This window comes from Azospirillum isscasi, from assembly GCF_030849505.1.
GTDB classification, from domain to species: domain Bacteria; phylum Pseudomonadota; class Alphaproteobacteria; order Azospirillales; family Azospirillaceae; genus Azospirillum; species Azospirillum isscasi.
This window is the reverse complement of sequence record NZ_JAUJFI010000013.1, coordinates 12,259-26,248: the sequence shown is the minus strand read 5'-3', so window position 1 is coordinate 26,248 and position 13,990 is coordinate 12,259. Positions and strand designations below refer to the sequence as shown.

The following is a 13,990-nucleotide window of genomic DNA, read 5'->3' as shown; positions in this document are numbered from 1 at the left end:
GCTCACGCCTCGGGAAAGGGGAAGCCGTGCCTGGGGTGGCTGCGGTCGTGGACCAGCGCGCGGTTGCGGATCATCGGCCAGACAATGCGGCGCAGAAAGCGGTGGTCCCGCAGCCGGTCCGCCTCGGCGGCGGCGTGGCGTTCGGCCAGCGGCATCAGGTCGGGCAGCAGCCCGGCGATTCCGCCCCAATGGCCGCCGGACATCACCTCCGTGTGGAGCACCCCGTCGCGCATGACGTGGAAGGGCAATCCGGAGGCGATCCAGGCATCGACCGCCGCCTTTTCCACCATGGTCGGGGGGCTGTCCCAATCCCGGCAAAGGAAGCGCAGCACCATGGGATCGTCGGCGGCGGCCAGACGCCAATAGGGCGCGCCCGTCTGCACCGCGGAGTCCATCGTCACGAGATCGGCGCCGGCCGCGACCAATCCGGCCAACCGCTCCGCGGAGAGCGAACCGTCGTGATGCACCCGGCAGGTCCAGCCCGGATACAGCGCCGCGGTTTGACGCAGGATGTCCGCCGGGTCGTGGGTGCCGGTGGGCTGGCCGCTCCACAGGCTGAAGGCTATGACGTTGCGCTGCCGCCGCTCCGCCCCCCGCGGCTGGGCGGGCAGCGTAGGCAGGGCGGGCGCGGTCTCCACCGCCGTGCGGTCTTTCAGATCCAGCGCCCGTTCGCCCCAGAAGCCCGCCTCCGCCTCCCGCCCCAGAAGGGCCAGGGCGACGACCAGCCGGTCGATGGCGTCGAGGTGGCGGACGTCCAGCCGGGCCGCCTGCTCCAGCGCGCGGGCGGACTCCGCCAGCCGGTCCACCACCCCCAGCGCGACGCCCAAATTGAAGGCGGCGGACGGGAAATCCGGCGTGATGGCCAGCGCGTTGCGGTAGGCCGCGGTGGAATCCTCGCGCAGCCCCATCGCGAACAGGGCGTTTCCGTAGAGAAAGGCAATGTCGGCGTCCAGCGGCAGCAGCTCCGCCGCGCGGGCCAGCGGGCGCAGGGATTCGACGCCGAGCCCCTGTTCCACCAGGATGCGGCCCCGCTCGTGCAGCAGCGCCCCCAGCCGTTCGACGGCGATGGTCAGCGTGGGGGTGGAGGCGACGGCGCGCTCCAGGGCGGCGATGGACCCGGCGGATTGGCCCTGGCTGCGCAGTGCGTTCGCCATGTCGGTCCAGGCTTCCGCGAAATCGGGCTGGAGCGCCACGGCGCGGCGGTAGTCGGCCACCGCCGCCGCCGGTTGCCCGGCGGAACGGCGGATGTTGCCGCTGTTGGCGTGCATGTCCGCCGCCTCGGGCCGCTGGGCGATGGCGCGGGCGATCAGTTGCAGGCCCAACGCCTGCTCCCCCACCTGTCCGGCTAGCACGCCCAGGAAATGCAGCGCGTCCGGCTGGTCCGGCTCCACATCCAGGATCCGGTTGTAGAGCTGCTGGGCCTCGGCCAGGCGGCCGGCCAGATGGTGGTCAAGGGCGAGCGCCAGCGCTTCCGCGATCGTAGCCATGCCCACAGGCTTAAGCGCCCGGGCCGATGTCCGCAAGCGTCACGGCTGTGAGAAGGGTGGGGAGCGCCGTCAATGGTCCTAGGATGCGAATCTTTGGCCCTAGAATCAGCCCACAAGACGCCACCCTTTAGCATAGCCCGAAAAAGGGTGAACAAACCCTTTACAATGCACGAACGCGGCTGCAATATATGATCTGGATTGTCCAATCATCGGTGTAATGTCATGAATGTGGCCACCGCCACCGCAACGGCCTTCAAGCCGTTGACCTTCATGACGGCCCGCAGCAGCGACGCTGTTGAAACCGGGGCCGGCACCGGGACTCCGTCCACGAAGGACGCGGGCACCGGACAATCCGGCACTCTTCCCGATCCCCTTTCCGGGCGTTACACCAAGACCGCCTACCGTTACGACGCGGATGCGTCGCGGCTGGTGCTTCTGTTCCGCAACCCGGAGGACGGTGCGACCCTCGACCAGATTCCGACCGAAGCGGCGCTGCGGCAATACCGCGAGGCGCAGAAGGACCGGAAGAGCGGCAAGGCGTCGTTGGAATTGGTGGTCGGCGGGTCGGACGGGCAGGATCAGCAGAACAGTGCCGGCCAGAGCGGTGTGGGCCAGAACGGAACCTCCCAGACCGGCGCGGCCGTGAGTCGGGGAGAATCGGGCCAGACCGGAACCGGCGGGAACCGCGCCGGCGTGCCGCAGGGCACTTCCGCGCCCACCCCGTCGGTGGTAGTCTCCACCCCGGTGACGGCCCCGGCCGCACCCGCCGCCTCGTCGGGGACGGGGCACGTCAACGTCGTCATCTGACGGGCGCGGACCGGACCGCGGTCCGATGTCCGATTGCTTCTGAAGGCACCCCCGATGGCTCTCGACATCTCATCCTCCACCCTGGGTGCGGCGATCGGCCTGCGGCAGGCGCAGGGGCAGGTCGATTTCGGCGTGAAGACGCTGAACCAGACCGCGCAACAGCAGGATCAGGCCCTCGCCACGCTGCTTCAGGGCAGCACGGGCGCTTCCCCGTCCGGTGGCGGGAACGTCACGGCCACCCGCGGGCAGAATCTGAACATCGTCGTGTAAGCGGCTGATCCGTCGATTTTTTTCGACGGCGTGAGCCAGGAAGCGGGCATGAAAAAAGCCCCTCTCGCCGGAGAGGGGCTTTGTGCGTTCCGACGGTCCGCTTACTTCAGCTCGTCGAAGGACCCGATGATGTGGCTGACGATGCCGTATTCACGGGCTTCGTCGGCCAGCATCCAATAGTTCCGGTCGGTGTCCTTGGCGACCTTCTCGACCGGCTGGCCGGTCTCACGCGCGATGATGCGGTTCAGCCGCTCGCGCATGCGGATGATTTCCTTCGCCTCGATGGCGATGTCCGTCGCCCGGCCACCGGTGCCGCCCAGCGGCTGGTGGATCAGGAAGCGGGTGTTCGGCAGGCAGTAGCGGTCTTCCTTCTTCGCGGCCAGGAAGATGTGGCAGCCGGCGCTGGCAACCCAGCCGGTGCCCAGCATCTTCACGCGCGGCTTCACGAAGCGGATCATGTCGTGAATGGTGTCGCCCGCCTCGACGTGGCCGCCGGGGGAGTTCACCACGACCGTGATGTCGTCGTCGCTCTCATGGGCCAGCGCCAGCAGTTGGGCCGACACGGCCTGGGCCAGCTTCATGTCGATCTGGCCGAAGATCAGCACCGTGCGCGCCTTGAACAGGTTCGTCTGCACGGCAGCGAACGGCGGCGGGGCGCTTTCCTTCGACTTCTCATCCGGCTCCTGCTCGGGTTCGTCGTCGAAGCGGGTGTATCCGTCTTGCGCCATCGTTTTTGAACTCCCTGAGGTCGGCGTGTCTACCGGGGGGCTTTGGCTTGCGGGGGCCTGGGATGTCGGATGGGGACCGAACCACGCCACTCGTGTCTCCACATAGCCCGTATCGGTTCCTTGTTCAACGGGCCGCGACGCCAAATCCCGCCCCGGCGCCGTCATAGTCACGCCCAGGCTAGCCTTCAAGGCGTGGATGGCCGCTTGCGGACCACCGGGAAGGAGCGGCACACTGCCCCTTGCACAATCGGAGGGCGGTCCATGGGTGAGGGCAGCGGGGATGGCGTCTCGGTCATCATTCCGGCCTACCGGGCGCAGGACACCATCGCCCGCGCCGTGTCCAGCCTTCTGGCGCAGAGCTTTCCCCGCTGGGAGGCGGTCGTGGTCAGCGACGACGGCACCGACTACCGCGCGGTTCTGGAGGCCCGGGGCATCGCCGACTCGCGCCTGACCTTCACCGGAACGGGCCGTGTCGGGTCCGGCGCCCCGGCGGCGCGCAACGCCGGGCTGCGGGCCGCATCCATGCCCCTGGTCGCCCCGCTGGACGCCGACGACCGGTTCGAGCCCGACCGGCTGGCCCGGCTGGCCCCGCTGGCGGCGGAGCAGGGGGCCGCGGCGGACAATGTGGCGGTGGTGCGCGACGGCGACGGGTCCCTGCTCTCCACCCTGTTCCCGCCCGACGCCGGGGTCGCGGCGCTGGACGCCGCGGCCTTTCTGGAAACCTCCGTCCCGATGTTCCTCGTGGTCCGCCGCGATGTCGTCCCCGGCTGGGAGGAGTGTGTCAATTTCTGCGACGATGTGGTCTTCAACGTCCAGGTGCTGGACCGGGTGGGGCGCCTGCCGCTGGTGCTGGAACCGCTGTACGAATACCGGCAGCGGGACGGGTCGATCACCTGTTCCGCCGACAGCGGGGCGCGGGCGGACCTCTGCTACCGCCACGTCCTGAAGCGGCTGGACGGCGACGGGCTGAGGATCGCGGACGACTCGCTGCGCCGCCGCTTCGCCGCCGCCCTGGAGGCCAAGCGCGCGTTGAACGCCGCCTACATGGCCGCCCACGAGGCCGGGCGCTGCGCCAATTTTCAGGAGTTTCTGGCCTTGCGGGAAAATTCCCTGCCGGGGTAGTCGCCGATCGCGCTCAGATGCGTCACAACCCCGCCGTCCGGGCGGAACAGGTGCAGGGCGAGGGCGGAAGGCTCCTCCGTCCAGCGGTAGGGCGGCTCCGGCGCCAGATCCAGCGCGATCTGATAGGCGACCGACGGGGCGACGAAGCCATGCGCGCCGTTCCAGGCCACCGCGGTCTGGCGGTGGGTGTGGCCGCACAGGACCGCCCGCACGTTCGGGTGGCTCCGCACCAGCCGCCCCAGCTCCTCCGCCCCCTCCAGGCAGCGCAGCGTGTCCAGGAAGGCCAGACCGGTGTCGAAGGGCGGATGGTGCAGCGCCAGCACGGTCGGGCGCTCCGGCTGTTCGGCCAGCCGCTCCGCCAGCCAGGACAGCCGGTCGGCGCACAATTCGCCGACGGCCTTTCCGGGGACGACCGAGTCGAGCACCAGGATGCGGACCGGAAACTCCTCCACCGCGTAGTGGATGAAGGCGCCCTCCATCGGCATCCAGCCGCTGCCGGCAAAAGTGCGGCGCAGGCCCTCGCGGTCGTCATGGTTGCCCGCCACCACGCGGAACGGAAGGGCGAGCGGCTCCAGCAGGGCGGACAGCGCCTCGTACTCGCCGGGTTTCGGCCCGTTGACGAGGTCGCCCGTGATCAGGAGGAGGTCGGGGCGCGGCGTCATCGCGTTGAGATGGGCCACCGCGGCGGCCAGCCGGGCGTTCGTGTCGTAGTCCGTGGTGGGGGCGGTGCCGGGTGCCGTCACATGCAGGTCGGACATCTGGGCGATCAGCATCGGGCACCCCTGGGAACGGCGAGCGTCGGTGGACCAAGGAGTGTCACATCGCCGATTTTTCGGACTTCTTCAAGGCTCCAACCGGTGCAAAACTTCCTTTACGCTTCCATGACAGAATCGGCCACCGGCTGAACGGCAGTCTTGTCTCCATAGCATCGGATCGGGGAATGAGCGCGTCCACCTCCTGCCTGCTTGCGCGGTTGCTGGCGTCCGGGAAGTTCTGGTTGAAGCGCGCCCGCATCGAATCCCCGGACCTCGGCGAGGGCACCCCGCCGCCCGGCGCGGATGGCGCGCTGCTGGCCGATCTGCGCATCGAAGGCGACCGGATTCGCGCGGTTCTACCTGCGGGTGAGGCGCCCTGCTGCGCGCCGGGCCTCTGCCTGGACGGCGGGCCGGTCCGCCCGCGTGGCGGCTGTTGCGCGGTCGGCCCCGGGCAACCCGCTGATCTGACGGTGTTTCTTCCCGATGGCCTGCGGCTGGACATGGAAAAGGGCCGGGTTGTGGAACCCGATCCTCCGCCCTCCATCGGCTGAGCGCGCGCAACCGTCTCGACTTCGGAACTGAACTGAACGATATAGTTCAGTTCACCGCCCGCCCTTCGAGAGCGGCCCGGTTGACACGAAACGCCCCGCGCGCCCGTCCGGCGGGCCGGCGGGCCTGTGCGGGTTCCGTATCCATGCGCCACACGCTTCGCATCGTCGCCCTTCTGGTTCTGGTCGCTCTCGGCGGCGGCGCCTACTGGTATTTCGTCAAGCAGGGCGGGACCATCAACACGCTGCTCGCCGGCAAGGTTCCGTCCCCCGGCGGCGCCTCCACCGGCGCTCCGGCGGCGGGCGGCCCGCCGGGCGGCGCCCCGCCGATGCCGGTGGAAGCCTCGCCGGTCAAGACCGGCACCGTCTCGCGCACGGTCACCGCGGTCGGTTCGCTGCTGTCCAGCGAATCGGTGGTCATCCGGCCCGAGGTGGCAGGCAAGGTCTCCGAGATCGCCTTCCACGAAGGGCAGGCGGTGAAGAAGGGGGCGGTGCTGATCCGCCTGGACGACTCCATCGCCCGCGCCACGCTGGCCCAGGCGCAGGCGAGCATCGCCTTCTCCCGCGCCGAGCTGGCCCGCGCCGACGAGCTGTTCCGCCAGCGCACCGGCCCCGCCCGCAACCGCGAGCAGGCGCTCGCCAAGCTCCAGTCCGACGAGGCCGCGGTGCAGCTCGCCAGGGCGCAGCTGGAGAAGCTGACCCTGACGGCGCCCTTCGACGGCGTGCTGGGCCTGCGCAAGGTCTCGGTGGGCGACGTGGTGGCCGCCGGCAAGGACATCGTGAACCTGGAGGCCATCGACACCCTGAAGCTCGATTTCCGGGTGCCGGAGCTGTATCTGCCGACCGTCCGCACTGGCCAGACCCTGAAGGTCGCCGTGGATTCCTTCGGCGGACGGACCTTCGACGGCACGGTCTTCGCCATCGACCCGCTGGTGGACGTGAACGGGCGCGCGGTGGTGATCCGCGCCCGCGTCCCCAACACCGACGGCGCCCTGCGCCCCGGCCTGTTCGCGCGGGTGGTGCTGACGCTGGACCAGACCCCGAACGCCGTTCTGGTGCCGGAGCAGGCGGTCAGCGCCTTCGGCAACAAGCAGTTCGTCTTCAAGGTGGTGGACGGCAAGGCGGTGCAGACCCCTGTCACGCTGGGCGAACGCCGCAACGCCGAGGTGGAGATCACCGCCGGCCTACAGCCCGGCGACGTGGTGGTGACCGCCGGGCAGTTGAAGATCCGCGACGGCGCCCCGGTGATGGTGATCAACAACAAGCCCGCGGGGAGCTGAGCCCATGGTCCTCTCCGACATCTCCATCCGCCGGCCCGTCCTGGCGACGGTCATGAGCCTCGCGCTCATGCTGATCGGCATCGTGTCGTACCAGCGCCTGTCGGTGCGCGAGTACCCGAAGATCGACGAACCCGTCGTCACGGTGGAAACCACCTACAAGGGCGCCTCCGCCGAGATCATCGAAAGCCAGGTCACCCAGATCCTGGAGGACTCGCTGTCGGGCATCGAGGGCATCGACGTGATGTCCTCGATCAGCCGCGCGGAGAAGAGCCAGATCACCCTGCGCTTCCGTCTGGACCGCAACGTGGACACGGCGGCCAGCGACGTGCGCGACCGTGTGGGCCGCGTGCGCGCCCAGCTTCCCAACGAGATCGACGAGCCGGTCATCGCGAAGGTGGAGGCCGACGCGCAGCCGATCATCTATCTGGCCTTCTCCTCCGACCGCCATTCGCCGCTGGACGTGACGGACTTCGCCGACCGCTACGTGAAGGACCGGTTGCAGAACCTGCCCGGCGTGGCCCAGGTGCGCATCTTCGGCGAGCGGCGCTTCGCCATGCGGCTGTGGCTGGACCCGCAGCGCATGGCCGCCTACCGCGTCACCCCGCAGGACGTGGAGAACGCGCTGCGCAAGCAGAACGTCGAGATCCCGGCGGGCCGCGTGGAGAGCAAGGCGCGGGAGTTCACCGTCGTTTCCGAGACCGACCTGCGCACGCCGGAGGAGTTCGACCGCATCATCCTGCGCGACGACGGCGGCTATCTCGTCCGGCTGAAGGACGTGGGCCGGGCCGAGCTGGGGGCGCGGGACGAGCGGGTCAGCGCCCGCTTCAACGGGCGCGGCGCCGTCGCCATCGGCGTGGTGAAGCAGTCCACCGCCAACCCGCTGGACGTGTCCAAGGCGGTGAACGAGGCGCTGCCGAAGATCCGCGCCGCCCTGCCGGAGGGCATGGGGGTGGATGTCGGCTACGACAGTTCCGTCTTCATCGCCAAGTCGATCGACGCGGTGTTCAGCACGATCTTCGAGGCCATCGTCCTGGTCGTGCTGGTCATCTTCGTGTTCCTGCGCAGCTTCCGCGCCACGCTGGTGCCGCTGGTGACGATCCCGGTGTCGCTGATCGGCGGTTTCGCGCTGATGTACGCCTTCGGCTTCTCGGTCAACACCCTGACGCTGCTGTCCATGGTGCTGGCCATCGGCCTCGTCGTGGACGACGCCATCGTGATGCTGGAGAACATCTACCGCCACATCGAGGAGGGCGTGCCGCCCTTCCAGGCGGCCTTGCAGGGGTCGAAGGAGATCGGCTTCGCGGTCATCGCGATGACCATCACGCTGGCCGCGGTCTACGCGCCCATCGGCTTCATGACCGGGCGCACGGGCCGTCTCTTCTCCGAATTCGCCCTGACGCTGGCGGGGGCGGTGATCGTGTCGGGCTTCGTCGCCCTGACCCTGTCGCCGATGATGTGCTCCAAGCTGCTGAAGCACCAGACCAAGCACAACGCGCTCTACAACGCCATCGAAGGGCTGCTGAACGGGCTGACCAACGGCTACCGGTCGCTGCTCCGCCTGTCGCTGAAGGCGCGCCCGCTGGTGCTGCTGGTCGGCGCGGTGGTGGCGGGGCTCAGCTACACGCTGTTCACCGGCCTGAAGTCGGAGCTGGCGCCGGTCGAGGACCGCGGCACCATCGTCGGCATCGCCATCGCGCCGGAGGGCTCCACGCTCGACTATACGGAGAGCTACGCCAAGCGCATGGAGGACCTGTTCCGCCAGATTCCGATTGTTGAAAAGTTCTTCGTGGTGGTTGGCTTCCCGGTGGTGAACCAGGGCATCTCCTTCGTCCGCCTGATCGATTGGGACCAGCGCGACGTGAAGCAGCAGGCGATCACCGCGCAGCTCTTCCCCAAGATGTTCGGCATCCCCGGCATCCTGGCCTTCGTCACCAACCCGCCGTCGCTGGGCCAGAGCCCGGTGGACAAGCCGGTCAACTTCGTCATCCAAAGCTCGCTGCCCTACAACGAGCTTCAGAAGATGGTGGACGGGCTGATGGCGGAGGCGCGGAAGTTCCCCGGCCTGACCAACCTCGACACCGACCTGAAGCTGAACAAGCCGGAACTGCGCATCACCATCGACCGCGACAAGGCCGCCGACCTCGGCGTGGACGTGGAGACGGTGGGGCGCACCCTGGAAACCCTGCTGGGCGGGCGGCAGGTCACCCGCTTCAAGAAGGAGGGCAAGCAGTACGACGTGGTGGTCCAGGTGGGCGACGTGGACCGCCGCAACCCGGACGACATCGCCTCCATCTACGTCCGCGGCACGCCCACCGCGGCGGCGGAGGCCGGCGTCGCCACCAGCGCCGGGGCGATGATCTCGCTCGCCAACCTCGTCCACATCGAGGAGCGGGTGGCGCCCAAGGAGCTGAACCACTTCAACAAGCTGCGCTCCGTCACCATCACCGCCACGCTGGCGCCGGGCACCTCGCTGGGCGAAGCGCTGGGCTACCTCCAGGAGGCGGCGAACCGCGTCCTGCCGGTCACCGCCCAGACCGACTATGCCGGGCAGAGCCGCGAGTTCCGGGAGTCGGCGACGGGTCTCTACTTCGTCTTCGTGCTGGCGCTGGCCTTCATCTATCTGGTGCTGGCGGCGCAGTTCGAGAGCTTCATCGACCCCTTCGTGATCATGCTGACGGTGCCGCTGTCGATGACCGGCGCGCTGGCCGCCCTGCATTTCACGGGCGGGACGATGAACGTGTACAGCCAGATCGGCCTCGTCACGCTCGTCGGCCTGATCACCAAGCACGGCATCCTGATCGTGGAGTTCGCCAACCAGCTCCAGCGCGAGGGGGTGGACATCCGCAAGGCGGTGGAGGAGGCCGCCGTGCTGCGCCTGCGCCCGATCCTGATGACCACGGGCGCCATGGTGCTGGGCGCGGTGCCGCTCGCCAACGCCCACGGGGCCGGCGCGGAGAGCCGGCAGGCCATCGGCGCGGTCATCGTCGGCGGCATGATGCTGGGCACCTTCCTGACGCTGTTCGTGGTGCCGACGGTCTACAGCTACATCGCGAAGAAGAAGCCCCTCCCGGCGGTGGACGATGCCACCCACCGTCCCACGGGCGCGCAGCCGCAGCCGGCGGAATGACCGGAGGGGAATGAGAAGAGACGTGTGGCGGGTGGTTGCGTCGGGGCACCACCCTAACCCTCTCCCACCTTTGGCGGGGGAGGGAACTCCGCCGCGCGCCCTTCAATCCCCTCCCCCGCGAAGTGGGGGAGAGCCAGGGTGGGGGCCCAATGCGAGGGCTTATGTCCTGCTAACGGAAACGGGGCGCCCGGATCAGGACGCCCCGAACTCATTCAGCGGCTCGACATCGACGCTGACCGACAGCGCGTGGCCGGCGGCGCCCATCAGAACGCCGCGGGCCGGGCTGACGTCGTCGTAATCGCGGCCCCAGGCGATGGTGATGAAATCCTGGTCGGCGCGGCGCGCGTTGGTCGGGCAGACGTCGATCCAGCCGGCCTCGGCACCGCACCAGACGGAGGCCCAGGCGTGGCTGACGTCGGCGCCGATCAGGCGCGGGCGGCCCGGCGGCGGCAGGGTGCGCAGATAGCCGGAGACGTAGCGGGCGGGCAGACCCATCGCGCGGACGCAGCCGACCACGATGTGGGCGAAGTCCTGGCAGACGCCGCGGCGGTGCCGCATCACCTCGGCCAGCGGGGTCGCGATCGTCGTCGCGGTGGGGTCGAAGGTGAAGTCGCGATGGATGCGGTGCATCAGGTCCAGCGCGGCCTCCGCCGCCGGACGGCCCGGCGTGAAGGACTGCGCGGCGTAGTCCTGGAGCGTCGGGCCGGCCGAGACGAGCGTGCTGTCGAAGCGGTACTGGACCACCTCCGCCCCGTCCTCCGGCCCGGTCAGGCCGCCCAGCGAATCCCGGACGCTCTCCCAGGACGGGGTGGCCGCGGCGTCCAGCGGCGGCGGCGGTCCGACCTCCACCTCGCTCTCCGCCGTCAGGACCAGTTGCCGGTGCGGCTCCTGCATCGCGACGTAGGTGACGGTGTTGCCGAAATAGTCGGTGTGGTCCGACTGCACCGCCGGGCCCGGCAGGATGGTCAGCGTGCTGTGGTGGACACGCTGGCGCGGGTGCGGGCGGGCGGTCAGGTGCAGCAGGTGGTGCGACACCGACACGTCCTCGCCATAGTCGTAGCGGGTCGTGTGGCGCACGCGGAAGCGCACGCCGAAACAGTCACGATTCAGGGCCTCGCCGGCCATGGTCGGGGGGAGGTCAGGCCGGTCGGGCAAAGGCATGGCTGAAATAGGCGTGGGTCAGGAGGTTGGAGATCTCGGGCAGCGACAGGGCGAGCGAGTCGAGCAGCGTGTGCAGGGCCGTTCCCGAGTCCAGCGCGTCCGGCGCGCGCAGCGAGGCGCGGGCGGCCTTGAGGATCGACCGCGCCGATGCCGCGGTTTCCCCCGGCAGCGCCTGCGAGCCGCCGGGCAGGGCGGAGACATGCCGTTCCAGCGCCGCCAACTGGAAATCCAGGGCGCGCGGGTTCGACTCGTCGGCCAGCAGAAGCTCCAGCACGGGGCGCCGCCGCACGCTGGTCAGGTAGCGGGACCGGTAGGTCATCACGCTCTCCCCCAGCTCCAGCAGCACGCTCAGGGTCGCCACCTGGACCGGCTCGTCCTGCCGGTCGAGCGCGTGGACCTGGATGCCCCGCATCACCGAAATGATGTGGAGCGCCCGTTCGATGCGCCGCCCGATGTCGAGGAAGCGCCAGCCCTGGCCGCGCGTCATGCTCTCCTGCTCCAGCCCGGCGATGGCGGCGAGGCAGGTCATCAGGTCGTCCAGACGCAGCAGCATGGCCGCGGCGTCGAGCTTGTGCGCCGGGGGCTGGCTCTGCCGCTCCAGCATCGTAACCACCCGCCACATGTCGAGCGACAGGCGGTCGCGCACCGAATAGGCCGTGCGGTGCACGCGCTGGACCTGGGCGCGCAGGCTGTTGGGATGGTCCGGGTCCACGACGGAGCTGTAGAGCGCCGCCCGCAACGCCCGTCCGCCGCCATGCGCGGTCACGCGCGTCAGGTCCCAGGGGATCATACCCTCCCAGGCCATCAGGTGGAGCAGCGGGCGGAGCTGCAACGGCGCGCCCGGCAGGTTGCCGTCGGTCAGGCGGGAATGGGTGGAGCGCAGCAGCCGCACCGTGCCCTCCGACCGCTCCGCATAGCGGCCCAGCCAGTAGAGGCTGTCGGCCACCCGGCTGGGCAGGTCGGCGGAGGCCGCCTTCGGCACCGGCTGGGGTTCCGGGGCGGGCTGCGGGCGCGGCGTCGCCGGGGTGGTGTCGGCCCGGCGCCCGGACAGGATCCAGGTGTCCTTGCTGCCGCCGCCCCGTTGCATGGAGACGACCAGCTTCCCGGACTCGGTGGACACGCGGGTCAGGCCGCCGGGCATGACGGTGTAGCTGCCGTCCGGGCGGGCGCACAGGAAGACGCGGAGAACCAGCGGGCGCGGCTGGAGCCGTCCGCCCTGCCAGACCGGCGCCGTGGACAGGGCCAGCCGTTCCTGCGCGACGTAGCACCAGGGGCGGGCCTTGATGCGCTCCACCAGCGCGGCGCGCTCCGCCACCGACAGGTCGGCGCCGAAGATCGGCTCGAAGGACAGGGAGGGGAAGGCCGGCTTCACCACCAGCCCGTCGAGATGCTCGATGACGTAGGCGCGTTCGTCGTCGTTGCCGCACCACCAGACGGCGACGCCCGGCATCTTCAGCTCCTCGCCCAGCAAATGGCGGCAGAGCATGGGCAGCGACGGCTTGACCGCCATGGATTCCAGGAAGCCGGAGCCGAGCGAGTTGGCCACCACGACGTTCCCGGCGCGCACCGCCTCGATCAGCCCCGCCACGCCCAGCGAGCTGTCGGCGCGCAGCTCCAGCGGATCGGCGAAATCGGCGTCCAGGCGGCGCAGGATCACGTCCACCGGCTCCAGACCCGACAGGGTCTTCAGGTAGACCTGACGGTCGCGCACGGTCAGGTCGCCGCCTTCCACCAGCGTGATGCCGAGGTAGCGGGCCAGATAGACGTGCTCGAAATAGGTTTCGTTGTAGGGGCCGGGCGTCAGCAGCACGATCCGCGGCTGGTCGCGGCGCGGGCTCAGCGACAGCAGCGTTTCCTTGTACGCCTCGAAGAAGGGGGCGAGATGCTCCACCTGGCAATGGCGGAAGCTGTCCGGCAGGACCTTCGCCAGCACCGCCCGGTTCTCCAGCGCGTAGCCGCTGCCGCTCGGCGCCTGTGTGCGGTCGGACAGCACCCACCAGCGCCCGTCCGGCGCGCGGGCGAGATCCGCCGCATAGAAATGCAGATGGATGTCGTTGGGCACCGGAATGCCGTGCACGGCGCGGCGGAATCCGGGATCGGCGTGGATGACCGCCGGGGACAGCCGCCCGCTGCGCGTCAGGGTCTGCGGGCCGTAGATGTCGGCCAGCACCGCGTTCAGCAGGGTGGCGCGCTGGATCAGCCCCGATTCGACCGCTTTCCACTCGTGGGCGGGAAGCAGCAGCGGCACCATGTCGAGCGGCCAGGGCCGCTCCATCCCCTTGGGGTCGCCGTAGATGTTGTAGGTGACGCCGTTCTGGTGCAGCAGGCGCCGCGCCTCCTCCCACCGCTCGGCCATCAGTTCCGGGTCGAGGGGACCCAGCGTGCCCATGAAGGTCTGCCAGTGCGGGCGCAGGCGGCCCTGGCCGGTGACCATCTCGTCATAGACCTCGCCGCGGCCATAGCCCATCGCGTCGGCCTCGCCGAACAGCGATCCCTGAAGGAACGGCACCGGACGCAGCCCCGCAAGGGTGGGCGTGCTGGGGTCGAGGAAAGGAGATTCGCGGTCGGCCAAGGTCGGATCGTACGTTCACAGCGGTGCAATGCGCAGGGAGTGTGAACGCCCGGTCCCGCCGATGCAAGCGGCGCATCGGCGCGCCCCTGGCAGAGCGCACGTCGCCCCTTACCCTGACCCTCTCCCCAGGGGG

11 protein-coding genes are annotated in these 13,990 nt (G+C 69.7%); 6 read left to right on the top strand and 5 right to left on the bottom strand.

What is annotated here, in order from left to right; genetic code table 11:
- Positions 1–2: 2 nt before the first annotated feature.
- On the bottom strand, positions 3–1,487 hold the full coding sequence (locus QSG27_RS04895) for a tetratricopeptide repeat protein (RefSeq protein WP_306704014.1): 1,485 nt from the start codon (positions 1,485–1,487) through the stop codon (positions 3–5).
- Positions 1,488–1,709: 222 nt separating this feature from the next.
- Here QSG27_RS04895 and QSG27_RS04890 point away from each other — a divergent pair, with 222 nt between their 5' ends.
- Together QSG27_RS04890 and QSG27_RS04885 are read left to right on the top strand one after the other, a co-directional pair.
- A complete protein-coding gene (locus QSG27_RS04890) occupies positions 1,710–2,294 on the top strand; it encodes a hypothetical protein (protein WP_306704013.1) in 585 nt (194 codons plus the stop codon).
- 54 nt (positions 2,295–2,348) lie between these two features.
- Complete coding sequence (locus QSG27_RS04885) at positions 2,349–2,564, top strand: hypothetical protein (protein ID WP_306704012.1); 216 nt, start codon at positions 2,349–2,351, stop codon at positions 2,562–2,564.
- 101 nt (positions 2,565–2,665) lie between these two features.
- Here the strand turns inward: QSG27_RS04885 and QSG27_RS04880 are convergent, their stop codons facing one another.
- Positions 2,666–3,292, bottom strand: a complete 627-nt coding sequence (locus QSG27_RS04880; RefSeq protein WP_306704011.1) for an ATP-dependent Clp protease proteolytic subunit — start codon at positions 3,290–3,292, stop codon at positions 2,666–2,668.
- 261 nt (positions 3,293–3,553) lie between these two features.
- Between QSG27_RS04880 and QSG27_RS04875 the strand changes: the two genes are divergently transcribed.
- Positions 3,554–4,414: a glycosyltransferase family 2 protein gene (locus tag QSG27_RS04875; RefSeq protein WP_306704010.1), complete on the top strand. Its 861-nt coding sequence runs from the start codon at positions 3,554–3,556 to the stop codon at positions 4,412–4,414.
- On the opposite strand, the gene QSG27_RS04870 is transcribed toward QSG27_RS04875, so the two are convergent.
- A complete protein-coding gene (locus QSG27_RS04870; RefSeq protein WP_306704009.1) occupies positions 4,372–5,187 on the bottom strand; it encodes a phosphodiesterase in 816 nt (271 codons plus the stop codon). The genes QSG27_RS04875 and QSG27_RS04870 overlap by 43 nt on opposite strands.
- Positions 5,188–5,354: 167 nt before the next feature.
- Here QSG27_RS04870 and QSG27_RS04865 point away from each other — a divergent pair, with 167 nt between their 5' ends.
- The 3 genes from QSG27_RS04865 (at position 5,355) to QSG27_RS04855 (ending at position 10,124) form a co-directional block, all read left to right on the top strand.
- Entirely contained in the window at positions 5,355–5,720 is a 366-nt protein-coding gene (locus tag QSG27_RS04865) for a hypothetical protein (RefSeq protein ID WP_306704008.1), read from the top strand.
- A 143-nt stretch (positions 5,721–5,863) separates the two neighbouring features.
- Entirely contained in the window at positions 5,864–6,997 is a 1,134-nt protein-coding gene (locus QSG27_RS04860; RefSeq protein ID WP_306704007.1) for an efflux RND transporter periplasmic adaptor subunit, read from the top strand.
- A gap of 4 nt (positions 6,998–7,001) precedes the next feature.
- Positions 7,002–10,124 carry an efflux RND transporter permease subunit gene (locus tag QSG27_RS04855; protein ID WP_306704006.1) on the top strand — a complete coding sequence of 1,041 codons (3,123 nt, stop codon included), beginning with the start codon at positions 7,002–7,004 and terminating at the stop codon, positions 10,122–10,124.
- 192 nt (positions 10,125–10,316) lie between these two features.
- Here the strand turns inward: QSG27_RS04855 and QSG27_RS04850 are convergent, their stop codons facing one another.
- Positions 10,317–11,249: a transglutaminase family protein gene (locus QSG27_RS04850; protein WP_306704005.1), complete on the bottom strand. Its 933-nt coding sequence runs from the start codon at positions 11,247–11,249 to the stop codon at positions 10,317–10,319.
- 13 nt (positions 11,250–11,262) lie between these two features.
- Positions 11,263–13,857, bottom strand: a complete 2,595-nt coding sequence (locus QSG27_RS04845) for a circularly permuted type 2 ATP-grasp protein (protein ID WP_306704004.1) — start codon at positions 13,855–13,857, stop codon at positions 11,263–11,265.
- Positions 13,858–13,990: the final 133 nt, after the last annotated feature.